This is a genomic window from Flavobacterium flavipallidum, from assembly GCF_038289905.1.
GTDB classification, from domain to species: Bacteria; Bacteroidota; Bacteroidia; order Flavobacteriales; family Flavobacteriaceae; genus Flavobacterium; species Flavobacterium flavipallidum.
Genome location: NZ_JBBYHU010000020.1, coordinates 45,442 through 66,497, shown reverse-complemented (window position 1 = coordinate 66,497; position 21,056 = coordinate 45,442). Strand labels below are relative to the sequence as shown.

Here is a 21,056-nt window from a genome sequence, read left to right as displayed (position 1 = left end):
GTTATTGCTTGATGCTTTTTTAAAACTTCATTTACACATCGAAGTTTAAAATCATAACCATACTTGACTTTTCTTTCCATAAAAATACCCCCAAATAGTGTCTAACTTTTTGGGGGCAGTGCAGTTTTTTTTATTTGATTTTTTTCTATTCTTATTTCAAGAAAGAGTGAGCTGTAGTATCCTGATTTTCAGTTCCAGCATCGTCAAAAATACGTAATTGTTTAATCCAGTAAACAATTGCTGCCGAACAGATAATCATAAAAATCCAGTTTAAAGTGTTTGCTCCAAACCAGCTTACAAGTTCTAAAGAACGTAATCCATCTAATGGTTTGAAAAGAAAATCAACAAATAGTGTTTGTATTCCTTCGAAAAATGCTTTCATGATATAGAATTTAAATTTTAGTAATTTTTAAGTGCAAATAATTAAAATTAGTATCTGAATAATAATTTTGCCTTAACTCGTTTCCTTTTTTGAACAAGTAGTATATTTACAGTCACAAAAGTATAAAATATCCGTATGATTACAAGTGTTTTTAAAAAATCTACACCATTAAATTTTTCTTTAGTAGTATTTTTGATATTGTTTTTTGATTTTATCTATCAAATTCAGGATCTGGCTTGGACAAATTCGGTAATTTTAATATCTAAGAAAGTAGTTGTTGGGTTGATAGTTTTGTTTTCGGCATTGCTGATTAATTTTATATCAAAACGTAACGGACTCAGTAAAGACAGTGCTTATAGCATTTTATTTTTCCTGTTGTTTTTTCTTTTTTTTCCAAGTCTTTTTGATGATATCAATTTGATATTGGCCAATTTTTTCATCCTTTTAGCTTTGCGTAGATTAATTTCTTTGCAATCTCAAAAAGCCTCCAAAGAGAAAATCTTCGATGCTTCCTTGTGGATTTTTGTGGCTTCTTTGTTCCATTTTTGGTGTATTCTTTTTTTAGTTTTGGTGTTTATCTCTATTATATCGCACGTTATAGGCGATTATAGAAACTGGCTTTTACCTTTTATAGCTTTTTTTGCAATAGCGATTATTTTTGTGATGTATGCTTTAGTTTTTAATGCTGATATTATAAGTTATATTGCTAAAGGAATCGAAACAAATTTTAGTATCGATTATTTTACTAACAATTATCAAAATGCTGCTTTGTCTATTTATGCTACTGTAGCTTTGTTTTTTGTTATTTCAATGGTAATGACTTTGTCTTCAAGACCGTTGCAATTGCATGCCTCATTCAAGAAATTACTTTTTGCTTTTTTTATTGCGGTAGCTATTTATGTAATTTCAGCTAGTAAAAGCAACGATTTATTAATCTTTACCATTGCTCCTTTAGTAATGATGGCAACAGCTCATATTGAAATGCCTCAGCAAAAATTGAATCAAGAACTGGCTTTAGGTGTTTTAAGCTTATGTAGTTTGTTTGCTTTTTTCTCTCAATTATAATTTAATTCCGTAAGCTAAGTCACCTGCGTCACCAAGACCAGGAACAATATAGCTGTGTTCATTGAGTTTTTCATCTAAAGCTCCTATCCATAAATGGTAATTTTCTGGAAGATGTTTTTCTAAATAGCTAATGCCTTCTGGAGCTGCAATAGTCACGGCAATATGTATTTCTTTTGGCGTACCTCTTTCCACCAATCGTTGATATACGGCAACGATAGATTGTCCGGTAGCTAACATAGGGTCAATTAGTAAAACACATTTGTCATTAATATCTGCAATGGCCTGGTATTCGACTTTTATTTCAAAATAATTGTCGTTATTTGGATGATAACGGTATGCCGAAATAAATCCGTTTTCGGCTTGGTCAAAATAATTTAAAAAGCCCAAGTGCATACTTAAGCCAGCTCTTAAAATCGAACAAAGCACAATAGAATCGGTAATTTGTGTGGTTTTTTTAATGCCTAATGGTGTTTGAACTTCAATCTCTTCAAATGCTAGTTCTTTACTTAATTCATAAGCCATGATTTCGCCAATACGTTCTATATTTCTTCTGAAACGCATTGCATCTTTATGAATGTTAACTTCACGTATTTCAGCAAGAAAATGATTCAGAATGCTGTTTTTTTCAGATAAATAATGAATTTGCATGGCAGAACAATTTTGGTTAAAAGAGGCTGTGAGAAAGTTGGTTTCTAATTTTTTTATAAAAGTATAAAAAGTATCTTTGTCCAAATAAAAAGATAAAGATGTTTTCAAAATTAGCCTATTCCGTTTTTGAACAAAGTATCAAAGACTATCATCAATTTGATAGTGTTGACCAACCGATAAACAATCCTTACCCAAAGGATCAGTTTGAACATTTATTATACCTTAAGAACTGGATTGATACGGTTCAATGGCATTATGAAGATATCATCAGAGACCCGCAAATTGATCCGGTAGCGGCTTTAACTTTGAAAAGAAAAATCGATGCTTCTAATCAGGAACGTACGGATATGGTGGAATATATTGATAGCTATTTTTTACAAAAATACAGCAAAGTAGTTGTAAAAGATGAGGCTAAAATCAATTCAGAAAGTCCAGCCTGGGCTTTTGACCGTTTGTCCATTTTAGCTTTAAAAATTTATCATATGCATGAAGAAGCTACACGTACGGATGCTTCTCAGGAGCACAGAGATAAATGTCAGGAAAAGTTAAATGTACTTTTAGAGCAAAGAACTGATTTATCAACTGCTATCGATGATTTATTAAAAGATATCGAAAACGGTGATAAATTCATGAAAGTGTACAAACAAATGAAAATGTACAACGATGATGAGTTGAATCCTGTTTTGTACCAAGGGAAAAAATAATTTGGAGTCCAATTCCAAAATACAACATATAGCCGTCATGAGACTATCCGCAATGGGAGATGTCGCCATGACGGTTCCTGTTTTACGGGCTTTTGTAAAACAGCATCCTAAAGTCAAAATAACGGTCATTTCCCGACCGTTTTTTAAGCCTTTTTTCGAATCTATACCTAATGTTGTTTTTTTTGCTTTTGATGAAAAAGAGCTACATAAAGGATTTCCGGGTTTGATTCGATTGTTTCAGGATTTACGAAAGTTAAAAATTGACGCTTTTGCTGATTTGCATAATGTACTTCGCTCTAAGGTTGTGCGAACACTTTTTGCCCTGAGCGGAAAAAAAGTAGCTGCAGTTGATAAAGGGCGTGAAGAGAAAAAAGCTTTAACACGTGCTGAAAATAAGGTTTTCAAACAATTGCCAACGATGTTTGAAAGACATGTAAAAGTGTTTGAAAAACTTGGTTTTGCGGTTGATTTATCTAATCCACAATTTCCTGAAAAAGCCGTTTTAAGTGCTGATTTTTTGGAAATTATTGGAACAAATCATCAAAAATTAATCGGAATTGCACCTTTTGCTCAATATGATTCTAAAGTTTATCCTTTGGATTTAATGCAGGAAGTTATTGCGCAATTGGCACAAAATTCAAACTACAAGATTTTACTTTTTGGTGGTGGAAAAAAAGAAATTGAAATTTTAGAATCTATATCAAGTCCTTACTCGAATGTCATTAACATGGCGGGAAAAATTAAATTCCAACAAGAACTGCAATTAATCAGTAATCTGGATGTGATGCTTTCTATGGATTCTGGGAATGCGCATATTGCCGCGATGTTGGGCGTAAAAGTCATAACACTTTGGGGAGCCACACATCCATTTGCCGGTTTTTCTCCATTTAATCAGCCAATTGAAAATGCCTTGGTTGCTGATAGAATTAAGTTTCCTTTTCTACCCACTTCTGTTTATGGGAACAAAAAAGTAGCGGGCTATGAAGACGCTATGCGAAGTATAAAAGTCGATTCAATATATAGAATTTTAAATAGCTGTAATTAAGTTATTTGTGTTTTTTAGGTAATTATTTTCTGAAAGAATAATTTTACCAATTATTTAACAAGTTGATTTTGTTAAAAATATTACTTTGGCTTCCTGTGAGTTTGGTCTTACATGCTAAAGTTAAATTGGTATTCATTTCTATCAAAAGCTAAACACTAAAAACGATAACTATTTATGAAGAAAACTATAGGGTTAATTGCTACTTTGTTTTTATTTTCATTTTCAGCTTTTTCTCAAAAAGTTACTATCTCAGGTTTAATAACCGATAGTAAAAATAAAACCCCCGTACATAATTCAGTTGTTGCTTTACTTACACCTATAGATTCTGTTTTATATAAGTTTACCCGTTCGGATAAGCATGGTAAATTTAATTTCAAAGAAGTGAAATCAGGGAATTATATTTTGATGACTTCACATAATCAATATGCTGATTATGTAGATGCCGTAATTGTTAATGGTGTCGATTTGCAATTAGGAAATATTGCTTTGAAAAGTAAGATAGAACTTTTAAGAGAAGTGGTTATTAAAACAGGTTCAATTCGAATTAAAGGGGATACTACCAGTTACAGAGCCAGTGATTTTAAAGTGGATGCCAATGCTAATGTAGAAGAATTACTTAAAAAACTACCAGGTATTCAGGTAGATAGAAATGGTGTGATAAAAGCCATGGGCGAAACGGTACAAAAGGTTTTGGTTGATGGAGAAGAATTTTTTGGTGATGATCCGGGTATGGCAGTAAAAAATTTAAGAGCCGATGCTGTAAAAGAAGTTCAGGTTTTCAATAAAAAAAGTGAACAGGCAGAATTTACAGGGATTGATGACGGAAAAACCCAAAAAACAATTAATCTGAAATTAAAAGAAGATAAGAAGAAAGGGTATTTTGGTAAAATAGACGGAGCCAATCAGCCGTTTACAGATGCTGATTCAAGATACAACAGCAACCTAATGTTTAGCTCTTTTAAAGGCAAAAGAAAATTATCCGCATTTTTATTGAATGGAAATACAGGTCAGGATGGTTTGAGTTGGGAAGACAGCGAGAAATTTGGAGCTCGTGATGGGAATATAAGCATGAACATGGATGATGATGGAAATGTAAGTTACGAATGGGTGGGAGGCAGTAATGACGGAGAACCGTATGTTAATACTCAAAATGGTTTTATCAAAAACACTAATGCCGGCATACAGTACACTAACAAGTGGAATGAAAAGCAAAACCTGAATGTATCACCTAAATTTAATCAGCAAATTTACACCAATAATAATAGAAGATTTTCTCAAACACAGGTGGGAGATACTTTTTTGAATGACGAAAGTTCAACGGAAACCAATGTTAACAGAAGAAACTTTAAACTCAATGCAATTTATGACGTAAAATTAGATTCGGTAAACTCCATAAAATTCTCTGCCAAAACTAATTTTTATCAAACCCAAAGTGATGAATTTACCAATAGAAAAACCACTGGTGAGGCTGATATTTTGAAAAACAAACAACAGCGAACATTCATTACTGATTCTGATAAGTCTTCTTTATCAGCGGGTTTATTGTTCAAACATAAATTTGCCAAAGCTCGACGTACATTTACATTTAGTAGTAGTTGGAGTCGTTTAAGTACCAATTCGAACAACATTTTAAAGTCGTCTAATGAAAGTTATGTTAATGGTAATTTTGATTCAAAAGTGGATGTAAACCAGAATAAAATTGGCGACAGAGCAAACCAAAATTTGACAGCAAGTGTAAGTTATTCGGAACCTTTAGCCAAGCAGTTAGCATTGCAGTTTAGTTATCAATTAACTTATGATAAAGGTAAAAACAACTATTTTACTTATGATTATTCGGAAGATACAGATAAATATGATGTGTTAGTAACTTCGTTGTCTAACCAGTTTGAGCAAGCAGTTGTTACACAAAGACCTAATGTAAGATTGAGTTATAACGCTAAGAAAATCACTTACAGCGTTGGAGGTGGTTTTGGTTTTACCACTTTCGATTTACAGGATTTAAGCTTGAATAAAGAATATAAGCGCAATTATACTAACTTTTTCCCGTCGGCTAATTTCTCCTATAAGTATAAAAGTAATAGCAATTTGCGTTTTGATTATCAGGGATCAACAAGACAGCCTTCTCTGGAACAATTACAACCATTAAGAAACAATCAGGATTTCTTTAATCAAACTCTGGGGAATCCTGATTTAAAACAATCTTTTACGAATAGAATAAACATCAATCAGAATAGTTACGATATGCTGACCGAAAGGCAAATGTATCAGGGGCTTTCTTTTAGTACAACATCCAACCAAATTATCTACAGTAGTACTATAGATACTGAAACAGCTAAAACGGTTTCTAAACCTATAAATACCAATGGCAATTTTTCGGCAAATTACTATTTCGGTTATGGTTTTAAGATTAAGAAAATCGATTTATTTGCTGATTTTAGGCCAAATATTAACTTTAATAAATCGGTACTTAGTATCAACGATAAAATGGGTGATGCTAAGAATTTAAACACCGGACTTTCAGTTTCTTTATATAAATACAAGCAAAAGAAATATGATATTAGCCTAAGTAACAGATTTTCTTATAATCGAAATAGTACGACTCAAAATAGCGAAGTAAAATCATTCAACACCAATGAATTGAATTTTAATTTAGGAGTTTATTTTACAGAGAAATGGAAATTTTCCACAGATTATAATTTGAATACACGTCAAAAAACGATTGATTTTCAGGATAATTTAACCAATCAGTTATGGAATGCAAGATTGGAACGAAGGTTTAAAAAAGATGAGTTTACAGGCTACATCATGATTAGAGATATTTTAAATCAAAACATAGGTATTCAAAGAAATGCATATAGCAATACCATCTCTCAAGAACAAAATGACCGATTAAAAAGGTATGTAATGATAGGTTTTACCTGGAATTTTAAAAATGGAGGAGAAACAAAAAAATAATTTAATAGCGTTATGAAGGCACTATATTTAATAATTACAGCACTAATTTTTTCAAGTACAACTTTCGCACAGCAATTTGTGGATAAGGCGGTTATTGAATTTGAAGTAAGTACTAATCTTAAAAAAACAATGAGTAATGATAGTTGGGGTGAAATGATGAAAGACAACCTTTCTGATCTTAAAATTTCTTACTTCAATTATACTTTTGCTGATAATAAAAGTATTTTCAAATTTGACAGATGGAGTCCAAAAACCAGAATTCCAAAATATTTGAAAGATTCAGATGAAGAAAATAGCTGGTATTTTAATTTTAATACTGGAATGATGAACAAGCAAAAACAAATAGGAGGAACTCTTTTTGTTACAAACGATAGCATTCCAAAAATTGAATGGAAAATTACTAATGAAAACAGAGAAATAGCGGGTTACAATTGTCGAAAAGCCGTAGGCAAAATCATGGACGACGTATATGTATTTGCTTTTTATACAGATGATATTACCATTTCAGGTGGTCCAGTTTCTATCAGTGGTTTGCCGGGTATGATTTTAGGACTTACTATACCAAGATTATATACTTCTTATATCGCAACCAAAGTTGATGTAACACTGGTTAATGCAGCAGATATAAAACCTGTCGCCGCCAAAAAAACCTATAATGTAAAAGAGTTAAAAACTATTTTTGAAGATAAATTAAAGGATTGGTACAGCGATGGTGATGACAAAGAAGAAGTTAAAAGACAAAAGAATATGTTCTTGTGGAATGCTTTTTTATAGTCATTGCGAGTTCCGATAGCTATCGGAACGAAGCAATCACATAACGAGAGCAGAACAACATATTAAGGTCGCTTTGTTTATCACAATAGATTTAAAGCCAAATCTTTTCGTCCCGACAACGATCCAAAATATAGCTTTTTAGATTCGAAATAGTTTGCTGATAATCAGGAGCAGGATAGCCGTAACGTTCATGTTCTATATGCTCTTTTTCGATGGCGTTACAGCCGTTAATGACTTCTTTGAGCATATCGAGCATGGCGAGCTCTTTATTGTCTGTTTTCTGAAATTTAAACTCTACAATTTCATCCTGTAACACTTCGCAATAGTCTATAAGCTGCTGTACTTCCGGTTCGTCCAGAAGTGAAGGATTGTTCTTGAAAATTTCCCGAATGGATTTCATGATTTAAGGAATTAAAAGAGTTTAGTGTTTATGTTTTGATATTGAATTGTTTATGTTTCTTTTAGCTTATTTATATTTATTTGTTAATAAAAATTCTTGAATATCTTGTGTCCATTCTCTTTTGTACTTTTTTGAGTAGTCTTCATGCCCTGCTTTTTGATAAATTCGTAGTTTTTTATATCCCTTTAAGTTATTGAAAATTTTATCAATTTCTTTTCTACTGACTTTTTCGTCTTTTGCTCCATAAAGTAAAAGTGTCGGACAACTTATTTTTTTTGCATATTCAATAGGTTTGTGTCCAAATGCCCAAAATCCGTTTTGTAGTCCACCCCAAAAGACTAAAAGTCCTGCCATTGGAAAAGTTGGAGCGTTCATTGATTTGAATCTTGCGCAAACAGTCTCATACATTGAGCCAAAAGGACATTCAATTATTATTCCTTTGGGATTAATTGCATAGTCATTAATTGATTTCATAATTGAAACTGATCCCATTGAAGTTCCAAATAAATAAATATTTTTTTCTCCTTTTTTTGCACAGTAGTCAAAGCATGTTTTAACTTGTTCAGCTTCTAAAAAACCTATTGTCGTTTGGTCACCTTCTGAGCCACCTGAACCCATAAAATCAACAAGAAGAGTGTTGTAACCAAGTTCTAAAAATATCTTTGCTTTATCAAGCATTGAAGATTTATTTCCACCGTAACCGTGAAAAATAATGACTGTTCCTTTAGTTTTTTTTGATTTTATACTCCAACATTCTATTTCCTTATTACTCTTTAATTTTATAGTTTTAAACTTAGTTGTTGGAATAATTTTGTTTTCAGGTCTTGGATTACTGACACCTAAAATTAATGTTCTTATTTTTTGTTCATTAGTTAGTTTTTTTGGGGCTTTTGTCTTTTCTGTTTTATTGTTAGTAAAGTGAGTAAATTTATAGGAATGAAACATTGCGACAATATTCATTAGAACGAAAATTGCTGTTAATGCCCAAAGGCTACGTTTGATCCATTTTCTATTTTTCACTTAATATCTAGTATTTTGCTAAAATAATAAAACAAGAACTTTCTTAAAACAAAAAAACTCCTCTATTCAGAGAAGTTTTCATGTATTTGGAATTTGGAAATTTAAATATTGGAATTTAATATTTACACATCATCATAATCCACATAAATAGTATCTGAAGTTGGATGTGCCTGACAGCTTAGAATTAATCCATCGGCAATTTCTTTATCGGTTAGGATAGAGTTTTTCTTCATTTTGGCGCTTCCTTCGGTTACACGGCAAAGACAACTGCTGCAAATTCCGCCCTGGCAGGAATAAGGTGCATCGATTCCCTGTTTTAAAGCAGCTTCAAGGATTGTTTCTTTTTGAGACATTTCGAATGAAGTTTCTTCATCATCCACCATAATAGTGATTTTAGAATGACCGGTTAAATCGGTAATAATTTCCTCATGAGCTGATGCTGTAAAAAGTTCAAACTTAATAGCCGAATCTTTTACGTTTTTCTCTTTCAAAACACCTGATACGGTATCAATCATAGCTTCAGGACCACACAAAAAGAATTTTTCAAATTCTAAGGCTGCGTGTTTGTTGTTCAATGCATAATTCACCACCGATTTGTCTATGCGACCAAACAAAGCATCATCAGCTTTGGCCTGGCTATATACATAATGCACAAAAAAGCGGCTAACATATTGCAAATGCAAGTCGTGTAATTCCTGGTGGAAAATGGTTTCTTCCGGTGATTTATTTCCGTAAACCAATACAAAGGAGCTTTTAGGCTCACTTTTTAAAACCGATTTGATGATAGACATAACCGGAGTGATTCCGCTTCCTGAAACAAAAGCGATGTAGTTTTTTTGTTTGTTAGCTTCAGGTTCCAGAGTGAATTTTCCTTCAGGCTTTCCAACTTCGATTACGTCTCCGGCTTTTAATGTTTTATTTGCAAATTGAGAAAATAAACCATTTTTAACCGCTTTAACCGCAATGCGTAATTCTCCGCTTTCAGGCGAAGAACAAATAGAATAAGCGCGACGAATTTCTTTTCCGTCAAGGGTTAATCGAAGATTTACATATTGTCCTGCAATGAATTTATAGTTTTCTTTTAATTCTTCAGGCACATTAAAAAGGATAGAAACGGCATTGGCAGTTTCTCTTTTTACCTCTTTTATAAGGAGTTTCAAAAAATTTGGCATGTGTTTTAATTTTCTACAAAAATAGAAAACCTATCATTATTTAGGATATTCTCTTTAAGGAATATTTTGAAGGAAATTCAAATTTTGCTTCATAAAACAATATATCCTAAATTTTGCTCAAAAAAAGCTGATGTTTTACTAATTTAGAATTTGGATTTGATATTGAAATCAGTTGATTTATAAGTTTTTGAATTGTTCTAAAATTGTATTGTTAGAAACAAGCTTTTTCCGACTTTAAATTTCTATATTTCAAAAAGAAACGTATTTTTACCAGTCATATACTAAAAAACTTTTTTAAAAGTTTAATGATAAAAACGCCAATCATTGAAAACCAATAAATTTAAATATTCAATTCCCCTGGGGTGTTTGTGTGTTTTGGTAGCCTGTTCTACTAGAAATGATACTTTTTTAGCTCGAAATTCACATGCTTTAAGTACAAAATACAATATTTTATATAACGGACAAATAGGTTTAGACAAAGGTATTAAAGCCATTGAAGCCAGTAATCAGGATGATTTTTGGGAAATCTTAGCTATTGAACCCATGAATGTTGATGATGATCTAGTGGTTGCGGATACAACAAAAAATGCTGATTTTGCTAAAGCGGAGGAAAAGGCCACCAAAGCCATTCAGAAACACTCCATGAATATTCAGGGAAGAGAGCGTAATTCTCAAATTGATGAAGCTTATTTGTTATTAGGAAAATCCCGTTATTACGACAAACGATTCATTCCGGCATTGGATGCTTTTAACTACATTTTGTATAAATACCCTAACAGCAGCCGAATTGATGTGGCTAAAATTTGGCGTGAAAAAACCAATATGCGTTTAGGAAATGATGCTTTAGTAATTAAAAATATTACTAAAATGCTCAAAGAAACCCATCCTAAAAAACAGGTTATGGCTGATGCCAATGCACTTCTTGCGGCTTCTTTTTTGAATTTGGAGGAAAAAGACAGTGCTATTGTCAAATTGAAGAAAGCGGTCAATTTTAGTAGACATAATAATGAAAAAGCCAGATACCGTTTTATTTTGGGACAATTGTACCAGGAAAAAGGAGAAAATGATCAGGCGAGAGCTTATTATGAGGCGGTAATCAAAATGAACCGTAAATCCGACAGGAAATACATGATGCAATCTCAGGCAAGATTAGCGCAGTTGTTTGATTATAAAAACGGAGATAAATTAGCCTTTGTTGAAAAATATAATAAACTTTTAGAAAACAGGGAAAATCGTCCGTATTTGGATATTTTGAATTACCAAATGGCGGTTTTTTATGATAAAACAGCCAGAGAAGAAAAGGCTATTGAATATTACAATGCCTCTTTAAAGAAAACGCAGTCTAATAATTATTTAATGGCTTCCAATTATAGAAATATTGGAAATATTCATTTTAGAAATGCACGTTATTTGCAGGCTTCTAAATATTATGACAGTACTTTAGTGAAACTAAATCCTAAAACCAGAGAATTTATTCATATTGAAAAAGTGCGAAAAAATCTGGATGAAGTTATTTTCTATGAAGCCATTGCAGTTAGAAATGATAGTATTTTGAAAGTACTGGCAATGCCTGAATCAGAAAGGCTTGCTTATTTTCAAGGTCAAATTGAAAAATTTAAAAAGGCAGACGATGTTAAAAAAATCTTAGAAGAAAAAGAAGCTCAAAAACAAAAAAATATTGAGAGAAATAATAAATCAACAACTGATAATGCTCCTTTAGGTGCCAATGGAAAACCGATAGCCACAGTTCCATTTGCTCCGCCATCGATGGCTAGTCTTCCTGCTGAAGCTGATTTTTATTTTTACAATCCGAATACGGTGTCATTTGGGAAAGTGGCTTTTAAGAAAAATTGGGGCAAACGTACTTTAGGAGGATATTGGAGACTTTCATCTACTGCTGCTTCTAATGCAATTCAGCCTAAAGATTCAACAGCACTTGCACAACAAGATGTAGTAACCGATTCTATTGTAAAAGAGAAAGAGCTTAATCCAAGATATAATCCTAATTTTTATATCGATCAATTGCCTACTGCAACTACCGCAATTGATAGCATTGCAAAAGAACGTGACGATGCCTATTATCAGTTAGGGGTTATTTATAAGGAAAAGTTCAAAGAATATGATTTGGCTGCTAAAAAATTAGAGCAGTTATTAGCCAATCAGCCGGAAGAAAAATTAGTGCTTCCTAGTTTGTATCATTTGTATAAAATTTACCAAATTACCAATAATGACAAAGCACAGGAAATTAGAAATAAAATTGTAAGCCAATATCCTGATTCGCGTTATGCACAAATTTTAAATAATGCTAATGTGTTGGTGGAAGAAGGAAGTCCTGACGAAGTTTACAAGAAATTATATCAGCAATATACTAATGAAGAGTTTGAAGCAGTTTTAGGAAAAATAGACGGATTGATTAATCAGTTTTCGGGTGAAGAAGTCGTTTCTAAATTGGAATTGTTAAAAGCAAATACTATTGCGAAACTTAATGGATTATCGGCTTACAAAGTGGCTTTGGAAAATGTAGCCGCTACCTATCCGAATACTGAAGAAGGGAAGAAAGCGAGTAGTATTTTGGCAGAACAAATTCCGTTATTGGAAAACATGAATTTTGATTTTAAGGATTCTAAAAATTGGAAAATTCTTTATCCATTAGCGTTGAATGCTGCAAAAGATAAAAAAGCAATTGAGGATAAAATTGCCAAATTTATTCAGGCAGAAAATGCGCAAAAATTAAATTTAGCTTATAATTCTTATGATGCAACGAATGGTTTCGTAATCATTCAGGGCATTACAACACAGGAATATGCTAATAGCGTTGTGAATGTTTTAAAAGAAGATCCAGCGTATAAAATTGAAACGCCGGCAATTATTATTTCTAACGAAAATTATAAAATCATTCAGATTAAGAAAAATCTAAATTCGTATTTAGAATCCAAAAAACCATAATGATGTTTACTAAGAAAAAAGAAAAGCCCTATACCGACCTTTTAGGAAAAACCAATAGAATTGTTGAAGGAACTGTCATAAAAGGTGATATTGTTTCGAAAGCTGATTTTAGATTGGACGGCGAATTAATTGGGAATTTTCAGTCTACAGGAAAACTGGTTATTGGTCCTACCGGAAGTGTTACAGGAGATATCAGTTGTAACAATGCAGATATTGAAGGTAAGTTTAACGGGAATATTCAGGTAGCTGAATTGTTGAATGTTAAATCCAAAGCAAGTATTCATGGTGATGCAACTGTAGGTAAATTAGCCGTAGAACCCGGAGCCGATTTTTCGGCTTCCTGTACTATGAAAGGAAATCAAAAGTCAGAATCAAATGGATAAGAAACCCAACAAAAAAAATTCAGCTAAATGGCTGGCTTTGATTAATATTCCTATCCAGATGGGAGTGATTATTTTTTTGTTTGCTTATTTAGGCGACTGGCTTGATGAAAACCATCCACATCCTAAAATCTATTACAATAAAATATTGGTTATGATAGGGGTCTTTTTAGCATTATATAATGTAATAAGACAGGTTAATGACATTAATAAGGATAAAGATTAATTAAGAAGATTTAGACAGAAATAAATACAATGTTTTTAAAAAATTATAAAACATATCTCTTTTTAGTCGTATCAGTACTAATAGTTTATGTAATTCATCAGTTGGTTTTTTATATTTTTAAAATTGATCAACATCTTTTTTATTACAGTCTTGAAAAGTTATATTCCTTCTTCTTTTTATTTTCTTTTATCATTATTTCTATTTTATTAAAGATAAAAGAACGCAATTTTGATCAGGTTGGGATGTCATTTTTACTCTTGACTACTTTTAAAATTGGTTTGTATTATTTGCTGCTGAAACCTATTCTGAAGATTAAGCATTATGACATACGATTTGAGAAGATAAATTTCTTTGTTATGTTTATTCTTTTTTTGACAATTGAGACAATTGTAACTATAAGAATATTAAGCAAAAAGCCTTAAAATTGGGGCTTTAAGAGGGCGTAAAAAAAAATATGTTTTCATATCCTTTTGGATATAAATAAAAAATGTACCTTTGCGCCAAATTTTAGAAACGTAAATATAACATATTCTGTAATTATGGTGATTTTAAAGAGACCACTTAGATTGATTTTAGTAGCATTTTTAGCGTGTCTTCCAATGATTAGTTTTGCAAATCAAGAAGTTGATTCGTTACAAGTACAAGGAGAAGCAACTCACGAAGTAGCAGCCGAAGGACACCATGAAGGAGGTCATGCTGAACCAGCTGATTTAAAATCTAAAATTAAAGCTTTCATTAATCACCACGTTTTAGATTCTCATGATTTTTCATTAACTCAAGATGATGAAACAGGAGAGAACTGGGGATTCCCATTACCGGTAATCTTATGGGATAACGGTTTACAAATTTTCTCTTCAGCTAAATTCCACCACGGGCATGAAGTAGCGGAGTCAAAAGGTAACTATTATGTATTGAACCACCACGATGGTAAAATCTATAAAACAGATGCTACTGGAACTATTCATGAAAACGAAGAAACAGGACATCCTGATAATATTCGTCCTATCGATTTTTCAATCACTAAAACGGTAGTTTCAATTATTGCTGCTGCAATTTTAATGTTTTTCATTTTTACAGGTTTAGCAAAATCATACGCTAAAAATGGAGGAATTGCTACAGGTGTGGGACGTTTCTTTGAACCACTAGTAGTTTATGTGCGTGACGAAATCGCAATCCCAAACATTGGAGAGAAAAAATACAAAAACTACATGAGTTATTTATTGACAATCTTCTTCTTTGTATTGTTCTTAAATATCTTCGGATTAACTCCGCTAGGAATTAATGCTACAGGTAACTTTACAATTACTTTCTCTTTAGCGATTTTAACTTTCTTGATTACAAACTTAACAGCTAATAAAGAATATTGGGGGCACATTTTCTGGATGCCGGGTGTACCAAAACCAATGCGTATTATCTTAGCACCAATTGAGTTATTAGGTATTTTCATCAAACCTTTCTCATTAATGATTCGTTTGTACGCGAATATTTTTGCAGGTCACATTGTATTGATGAGTATTATCGCTTTAATGTTTATCTTTAAAAGCTGGATTGGAAGTTCATTATCATTTGGATTAGCATTTGTATTGTCTATCTTAGAAATTTTGGTAGCCTTCTTACAAGCTTATATTTTCACAATGTTATCAGCACTTTATTTTGGTGCGGCTGTTGCAGAACACCACCACGAAGAAGAAGGGCACCACTAAAAGTTAGAAATTAGAATTTAGAGGGTAGATTATTTCTAACTTCAAACTTCTAATCTCTATTTTCAAATAGAATGTTTAATTTTTAATATATATATCATGGAAATTCCACAAATTATTGGAGCTGGATTAATCGTTATCGGAGCAGGTTTAGGTATTGGTAAAATTGGTAGCTCTGCTATGGACGCTATTGCTCGTCAACCAGAAGCTTCAGGAAAAATCCAAACAGCTATGCTTATCGCTGCTGCACTTATTGAAGGTATTGGTTTCGCAGCTTTATTCGCAGCTTAATTAAAACTAAAAAAAAACGATAGTTGCAACGGTTGGTTGTAACTATTGTTTTTAAAATTAAAACATTACATTGCAGCAATGCAAGAAGATTAAATTTAGAATATAAAACTTAGAATTATATATAATGGAAAAGTTAATTAATCAGTTTGAGTTTGGTTTGTTTTTTTGGCAAGTATTAATATTTGTTGGATTAATATTTTTATTGAAAAAATTCGCTTGGAAACCTATTCTTGATGCAGTTAATGAGAGAGAAGAAGGAATCAAAAATGCATTAGAATCTGCTGAAAACGCAAGAAAAGAAATGCAGGAATTACAAGCTGATAACCAAAGAATCTTAAACGAAGCGAGAGCAGAGCGTGATGCTATGTTGAAAGAAGCTCGTGAAATGAAAGAGAAAATGGTTGCTGACGCTAAAACGGAAGCTCAGGCTCAAGGTGCAAAAATGATCGAGCAGGCTAAAGCAGCTATCGAAAGCGAGAAAAACGCAGCTATGGCTGAATTGAAATCTCAGGTTTCAACTTTATCATTAAGCATTGCTGAAAAATTATTGAAAGAAGAATTATCTAACACTGAAGCTCAAACTAAATTAGTTGAGAAAATGTTAGGTGACGTAAAGCTAAACTAATATTATGGCAGGTACAAGAGCAGCAATTCGTTATGCAAAAGCAATCCTTAGTATGGCCGACTCTATTGGAGTAGCCGCTGAGGTTAATAACGATATGATTTTAATTGCTTCAACAATTAAAAGTAATTCTGAGTTAAATACTTTTATTCAGAGCCCTACAACAAGTGTTGATGTAAAAGAAAAAGCATTGTTAGAAGTTTTTGCTTCTGTTAATGGTGTAACTAAAGGTTTCTTTCATTTATTATTCGAAAATAAAAGATTCGAAATCTTGGAAGCTATTGCAGTAACATATTCTGATTTATTTGATAGTGCTAACGGAATGGAGGTTGCTAAAGTAACTACTGCAATTCCAATGGACGCAGCTTTAGAAGCTAAAGTATTAGCTAAGATTGCTACTTTATCAGATAAAAAAGTAACAATTAAAAATATTGTAGATCCTGCTATTATTGGAGGATTTATTTTAACAATAGGTGATAAGCAATACAATGCTTCTATCGCTAACAGATTACAAGTATTAAGAAAAGAATTAAGTAACTAGTTTTATTGCACATTAAGTGTCTAAATTATAAATTAAGATGGCGGAAATCAAACCTGCTGAAATTTCAGCAATATTAAGAAAGCAAGTAGAAGGTTTTGAATCTGGCGCTACGCTAGAGGAAGTGGGAACTGTACTTCAAGTTGGAGATGGTATTGCTCGTATTTACGGGCTTTCAAATGTACAATACGGAGAGTTAGTAGAATTTGAAAATGGTCTTGAGGCTATTGTATTGAATCTTGAAGAAGATAACGTAGGTGTGGTACTTTTAGGACCATCTACTGGAATCAAAGAAGGTTCTACTGCAAAAAGAACACAACGTATTGCTTCTCTTAAAGTAGGAGAACAAATGGTAGGACGTGTAGTAAACACTTTAGGTCAGCCAATTGATGGTAAAGGACCAATCGGTGGTGAATTATACGAGATGCCATTAGAAAGAAAAGCTCCTGGAGTAGTTTTCCGTCAACCGGTAACTGAGCCATTACAAACTGGTGTTAAAGCTGTTGATGCGATGATCCCAGTTGGACGTGGACAACGTGAGTTAGTTATTGGTGACCGTCAAACAGGTAAATCAACTGTTTGTATCGATACGATCTTAAATCAAAAAGAATTTTATGATGCTGGTAAACCAGTATTTTGTATCTATGTTGCAATTGGACAAAAAGCTTCAACTGTAGCTGGTATCGCAAAAATGTTAGAAGAAAAAGGAGCTATGGCTTATACAGTTATCGTTGCTGCTAATGCTTCTGACCCTGCTCCAATGCAGGTATATGCTCCTTTTGCAGGTGCTGCTATCGGAGAATATTTCAGAGATTCAGGTCGTCCTGCTTTGATCGTTTATGATGATTTATCTAAACAAGCTGTTGCTTACCGTGAGGTATCTCTTTTGTTAAGAAGACCACCGGGACGTGAGGCATATCCTGGAGACGTTTTCTACTTACACTCTCGTTTATTAGAGCGTGCTTGTAAAGTAATCGCTGATGACGGAATTGCTAAAAACATGAACGACTTACCAGAGTCTATCAAAGGAATTGTTAAAGGTGGAGGTTCATTAACAGCTTTACCAATTATCGAAACTCAGGCTGGTGACGTTTCTGCATATATCCCAACAAACGTAATCTCTATTACTGACGGACAAATTTTCTTAGATGGTGATTTGTTCAACTCTGGCGTTCGTCCTGCTATTAACGTAGGTATCTCTGTATCTCGTGTAGGAGGTAATGCTCAAATTAAATCAATGAAAAAAGTATCTGGTACTTTAAAATTAGACCAGGCTCAATTCCGTGAGTTAGAAGCTTTCGCTAAGTTTGGTTCTGATTTGGATGCTGTAACTTTGAACGTAATTGAAAAAGGTAAGAGAAACGTGGAAATCTTGAAACAAGGTTTGAACGATCCTTATACTGTTGAAGACCAAGTAGCGATTATCTATGCTGGATCTAAAAACTTATTGAGAAATGTTCCTGTTGCTAAAGTTAAAGAATTCGAGAAAGATTTCTTAGAGTTCATGAATGCTAAACACAGACCAACTCTTGATGCTTTGAAAGCTGGAAAATTAACAGACGAAATTACAGATGTAATCGAAGCTGTAGCGAAAGAAGTTTCTGCAAAATATAACTAAAAAGTACTAAGTAGGGAGTATTAAGTATCAAGATTATGGTACTTAATACTTGATACTTAAGTCTTAATACTTAAAATAAATGGCAAATTTAAAGGAAATCCGTAATAGAATTACTTCCGTTTCATCTACGATGCAAATCACATCGGCGATGAAAATGGTATCTGCAGCCAAGCTTAAAAAAGCTCAGGATGCAATTACAGCCATGCGCCCTTATGCCGAAAAATTAACGGAATTATTACAAGGTCTTTCTGCAACTCTTGACGGAGGAATTGGAGAAGAATATACTACGCAACGCGAAGTAAAAAAGGTTTTATTAGTAGCGATAACTTCAAACAGAGGTTTGTGTGGTGCTTTTAATTCTAATGTAATTAAAGAAGTTAAAAATCGTGCAACATTTTATGCTGGTAAACAAGTTGATGTTTTTGCTATTGGTAAAAAAGGAAATGATGTTTTAAGCAAAACCAATACAGTAATTGCTAACCAAAGTACTGTTTTTGATGATTTAACTTTTGATAATGTGGCAGCTATTGCTGAAACATTAACTCAAAAATTCGTTGCTGGTGAGTATGACAGAATCGAATTGATTTACAATCAATTTAAAAATGCTGCTACTCAAATTGTTCAAACAGAGCAATTTTTACCATTAGCTCCTGTTAAATCAGATTTAAATGTAGCTGCTGCTGATTATATTTTCGAACCATCAAAAGAAGAAATCGTGTTGACTTTGATCCCTAAATCATTAAAAACACAATTGTACAAAGGAATCCGTGATTCTTTTGCTTCTGAGCACGGTGCGCGTATGACAGCTATGCACAAAGCAACTGATAATGCAACTGCATTGAGAAATCAATTGAAATTAACATATAATAAAGCTCGTCAGGCTGCGATTACTAATGAAATCTTAGAAATCGTAGGTGGTGCTGAAGCCTTGAATGCTTAATAGATAAGTTTATTTTCCTATATAAAAATAGCCGCGTTATTCACGTGGCTATTTTTTTTGCCTGACTGTTTATAAAAAGAACAGAATCACTAATTTCCTAGGCTGATTAAATCAAAGATTTAGTTATTTTTGTTTCTAGAAATGCATTAAGACAATACACTTTGGGTTTATATAAAAATCTTTTTAAACAAACGGCTATTTACGGACTTGCTACGGTGGTTCCCAGGATGTTTAGCTTCCTGTTAGTGCCTTTATATACTGATTTACTTCCAAAGGATGAATACGGAAAAGTGACCATCATCTTTGCATGGATGATTTTTTTCAATGTGATTTTGGCTTATGGAATGGAAACGGCTTTCTTTAGATTTTACAACAAAGAAGACAATAAACAGTCGGTTGTAGAAACTTCAATGGTTTCCATTTTTTGGACAACTATTATGTTTTTGGTTGCAGCCCTTTTATTCCGAACTACTTTAGCCGAATGGTCAGGGATAGACACTCAGTATATTACCTATTCCATTTGGATTTTGGTTTTAGATGCCTTGGTTATTATTCCTTTTTCAAAATTAAGAGCGTTACAAAGACCTATCATGTATGCCATCATCAAAATTGGAAATGTTTTGGTGAATCTTTTGCTAAGTGTACTTTTTTTGGTGTATTTGCCAAAATTAGCAGCGTATAATCCTTCAGGAATTGCGAGTTCTTTTTACATTGAAAATTTCCAAGTAGGCTATATTTTCTTGGCTAATATTATTGCCAGCCTGATGACATTTGTAGTTTTATCACCAGATTATGTTTTCCTGAAATGGAAAATTGATTTTAGTTTATGGAAACGAATGATGGTTTACGGATTACCAATTTTAGTTGCCGGAATTGCCTTTGCCATCAATGAACAATTTGATAAAATTTTATTATCCAAATTATTGCCTAAAAGTATCGCCGATGATGAAGTAGGGGTTTATTCGGCTTGTTATAAGTTAGGTTTGTTTATGGTTTTATACCGTACGGCTTATACACTTGGGATTGAGCCTTTCTTTTTTAGTCATGCTAAAAACGAAAATGCACCACAAACCTATGCGATGGTAACCAAGTATTTTGTCATATTCGGTTCATTCATTATGTTAAGTGTGATTGTATTTGCTGATGTATTCAAATTTATCATGATCCGCGACGATTCGTATTGGGTAGCGATGAAAGTAGTCCCTTTGATTATTTTGGCCAACTTTTGTTTGGGAATTTATACGAATCTTTCTGTTTGGTACAAATTGATTGATAAGACTTATGTGGGAGCTTATATTTCCATTGTTGGCGCTATTATTACTTTGGTTTTAAACTTTTTGTTGATTCCTTCCATGAGCTATGTGGGTTCAGCAATTGCAACTTTGGCAGCTTATGGAAGCATGATGCTGATTTCGTATTATTTGGGTAATAAATATTATCCAATTCCTTATGATTTCCAAAAAATAGGAGGTTACATGGGGGTATCTATTTTGTTTTCAGTGATTTCCTTTTATTATTTTAGAGAAAATTATTTTGTTGGAATAAGTTTATTATTATTGTTCCTGTATTTTATTTACCACAACGAGAAAGCAACTTTAATGGGAATTCTTAAATCGAAAAACAAATAGCT

20 protein-coding genes are annotated in these 21,056 nt (G+C 32.8%); 15 read left to right on the top strand and 5 right to left on the bottom strand.

Annotated features, from left to right (window positions below; genetic code table 11):
* Nucleotides 1-151: 151 nt before the first annotated feature.
* Entirely contained in the window at nt 152-382 is a 231-nt protein-coding gene (locus AAEO59_RS10630) for a DUF6341 family protein (protein WP_066327834.1), read from the bottom strand.
* 135 nt (nt 383-517) lie between these two features.
* On the opposite strand from AAEO59_RS10630, the gene AAEO59_RS10625 reads away from it, so the two are divergent.
* Nucleotides 518-1,447, top strand: a complete 930-nt coding sequence (locus AAEO59_RS10625) for a DUF6427 family protein (protein WP_341700720.1) — start codon at nt 518-520, stop codon at nt 1,445-1,447.
* Here AAEO59_RS10625 and upp read toward each other — a convergent pair.
* On the bottom strand, nt 1,442-2,095 hold the full coding sequence (gene upp, locus AAEO59_RS10620; RefSeq protein WP_341700719.1) for a uracil phosphoribosyltransferase: 654 nt from the start codon (nt 2,093-2,095) through the stop codon (nt 1,442-1,444). The two genes, AAEO59_RS10625 and upp, sit on opposite strands and share 6 nt — an antisense overlap.
* 98 nt (nt 2,096-2,193) lie before the next feature.
* Here upp and AAEO59_RS10615 point away from each other — a divergent pair, with 98 nt between their 5' ends.
* From AAEO59_RS10615 to AAEO59_RS10600, 4 genes are all read left to right on the top strand, one after another.
* A complete protein-coding gene (locus AAEO59_RS10615) occupies nt 2,194-2,799 on the top strand; it encodes a DUF4254 domain-containing protein (protein ID WP_341700718.1) in 606 nt (201 codons plus the stop codon).
* 37 nt (nt 2,800-2,836) lie between these two features.
* A complete protein-coding gene (locus tag AAEO59_RS10610) occupies nt 2,837-3,844 on the top strand; it encodes a glycosyltransferase family 9 protein (protein ID WP_341700717.1) in 1,008 nt (335 codons plus the stop codon).
* A gap of 174 nt (nt 3,845-4,018) precedes the next feature.
* The gene (locus tag AAEO59_RS10605; protein WP_341700716.1) at nt 4,019-6,799 is read left to right on the top strand and encodes an outer membrane beta-barrel protein; all 2,781 of its coding nucleotides are present in this window, start codon (nt 4,019-4,021) and stop codon (nt 6,797-6,799) included.
* A 12-nt stretch (nt 6,800-6,811) separates the two neighbouring features.
* Nucleotides 6,812-7,573: a GLPGLI family protein gene (locus AAEO59_RS10600; protein WP_341700715.1), complete on the top strand. Its 762-nt coding sequence runs from the start codon at nt 6,812-6,814 to the stop codon at nt 7,571-7,573.
* Nucleotides 7,574-7,664: 91 nt separating this feature from the next.
* Here the strand turns inward: AAEO59_RS10600 and AAEO59_RS10595 are convergent, their stop codons facing one another.
* From AAEO59_RS10595 to AAEO59_RS10585, 3 genes are all read right to left on the bottom strand, one after another.
* A complete protein-coding gene (locus tag AAEO59_RS10595; RefSeq protein ID WP_341700714.1) occupies nt 7,665-7,973 on the bottom strand; it encodes a hypothetical protein in 309 nt (102 codons plus the stop codon).
* Between the two features lie 66 nt (nt 7,974-8,039).
* Nucleotides 8,040-8,993 (bottom strand): alpha/beta hydrolase, encoded by a 954-nt coding sequence (locus tag AAEO59_RS10590; RefSeq protein ID WP_341700713.1) that lies wholly within the window; start codon nt 8,991-8,993, stop codon nt 8,040-8,042.
* A gap of 122 nt (nt 8,994-9,115) precedes the next feature.
* Nucleotides 9,116-10,165 carry a ferredoxin--NADP reductase gene (locus tag AAEO59_RS10585; RefSeq protein ID WP_341700712.1) on the bottom strand — a complete coding sequence of 350 codons (1,050 nt, stop codon included), beginning with the start codon at nt 10,163-10,165 and terminating at the stop codon, nt 9,116-9,118.
* Nucleotides 10,166-10,489: 324 nt separating this feature from the next.
* Between AAEO59_RS10585 and porW the strand changes: the two genes are divergently transcribed.
* The 10 genes from porW (at nt 10,490) to AAEO59_RS10535 (ending at nt 21,054) form a co-directional block, all read left to right on the top strand.
* Nucleotides 10,490-13,111, top strand: coding sequence for a type IX secretion system periplasmic lipoprotein PorW/SprE (gene porW, locus AAEO59_RS10580; protein WP_341700711.1), 2,622 nt, complete (start codon nt 10,490-10,492; stop codon nt 13,109-13,111).
* Between the two features lie 2 nt (nt 13,112-13,113).
* On the top strand, nt 13,114-13,494 hold the full coding sequence (locus AAEO59_RS10575; RefSeq protein WP_341700710.1) for a bactofilin family protein: 381 nt from the start codon (nt 13,114-13,116) through the stop codon (nt 13,492-13,494).
* Complete coding sequence (locus AAEO59_RS10570; protein ID WP_341700709.1) at nt 13,487-13,717, top strand: AtpZ/AtpI family protein; 231 nt, start codon at nt 13,487-13,489, stop codon at nt 13,715-13,717. Before AAEO59_RS10575 ends, AAEO59_RS10570 begins: the two co-directional genes overlap by 8 nt.
* A gap of 539 nt (nt 13,718-14,256) precedes the next feature.
* Entirely contained in the window at nt 14,257-15,420 is a 1,164-nt protein-coding gene (atpB, locus tag AAEO59_RS10565; protein ID WP_341700708.1) for a F0F1 ATP synthase subunit A, read from the top strand.
* Nucleotides 15,421-15,516: 96 nt separating this feature from the next.
* Nucleotides 15,517-15,708: an ATP synthase F0 subunit C gene (gene atpE / locus AAEO59_RS10560; RefSeq protein ID WP_026712861.1), complete on the top strand. Its 192-nt coding sequence runs from the start codon at nt 15,517-15,519 to the stop codon at nt 15,706-15,708.
* A 124-nt stretch (nt 15,709-15,832) separates the two neighbouring features.
* Nucleotides 15,833-16,333 carry a F0F1 ATP synthase subunit B gene (locus AAEO59_RS10555; RefSeq protein ID WP_341700707.1) on the top strand — a complete coding sequence of 167 codons (501 nt, stop codon included), beginning with the start codon at nt 15,833-15,835 and terminating at the stop codon, nt 16,331-16,333.
* Between the two features lie 4 nt (nt 16,334-16,337).
* Nucleotides 16,338-16,871, top strand: coding sequence for an ATP synthase F1 subunit delta (gene atpH / locus AAEO59_RS10550; protein ID WP_341700706.1), 534 nt, complete (start codon nt 16,338-16,340; stop codon nt 16,869-16,871).
* Nucleotides 16,872-16,908: 37 nt separating this feature from the next.
* On the top strand, nt 16,909-18,486 hold the full coding sequence (gene atpA, locus AAEO59_RS10545) for a F0F1 ATP synthase subunit alpha (protein ID WP_341700705.1): 1,578 nt from the start codon (nt 16,909-16,911) through the stop codon (nt 18,484-18,486).
* Between the two features lie 79 nt (nt 18,487-18,565).
* Complete coding sequence (atpG, locus tag AAEO59_RS10540) at nt 18,566-19,426, top strand: ATP synthase F1 subunit gamma (RefSeq protein WP_341700704.1); 861 nt, start codon at nt 18,566-18,568, stop codon at nt 19,424-19,426.
* Nucleotides 19,427-19,587: 161 nt separating this feature from the next.
* Complete coding sequence (locus AAEO59_RS10535; RefSeq protein ID WP_341700703.1) at nt 19,588-21,054, top strand: lipopolysaccharide biosynthesis protein; 1,467 nt, start codon at nt 19,588-19,590, stop codon at nt 21,052-21,054.
* Nucleotides 21,055-21,056 lie beyond the last annotated feature (2 nt).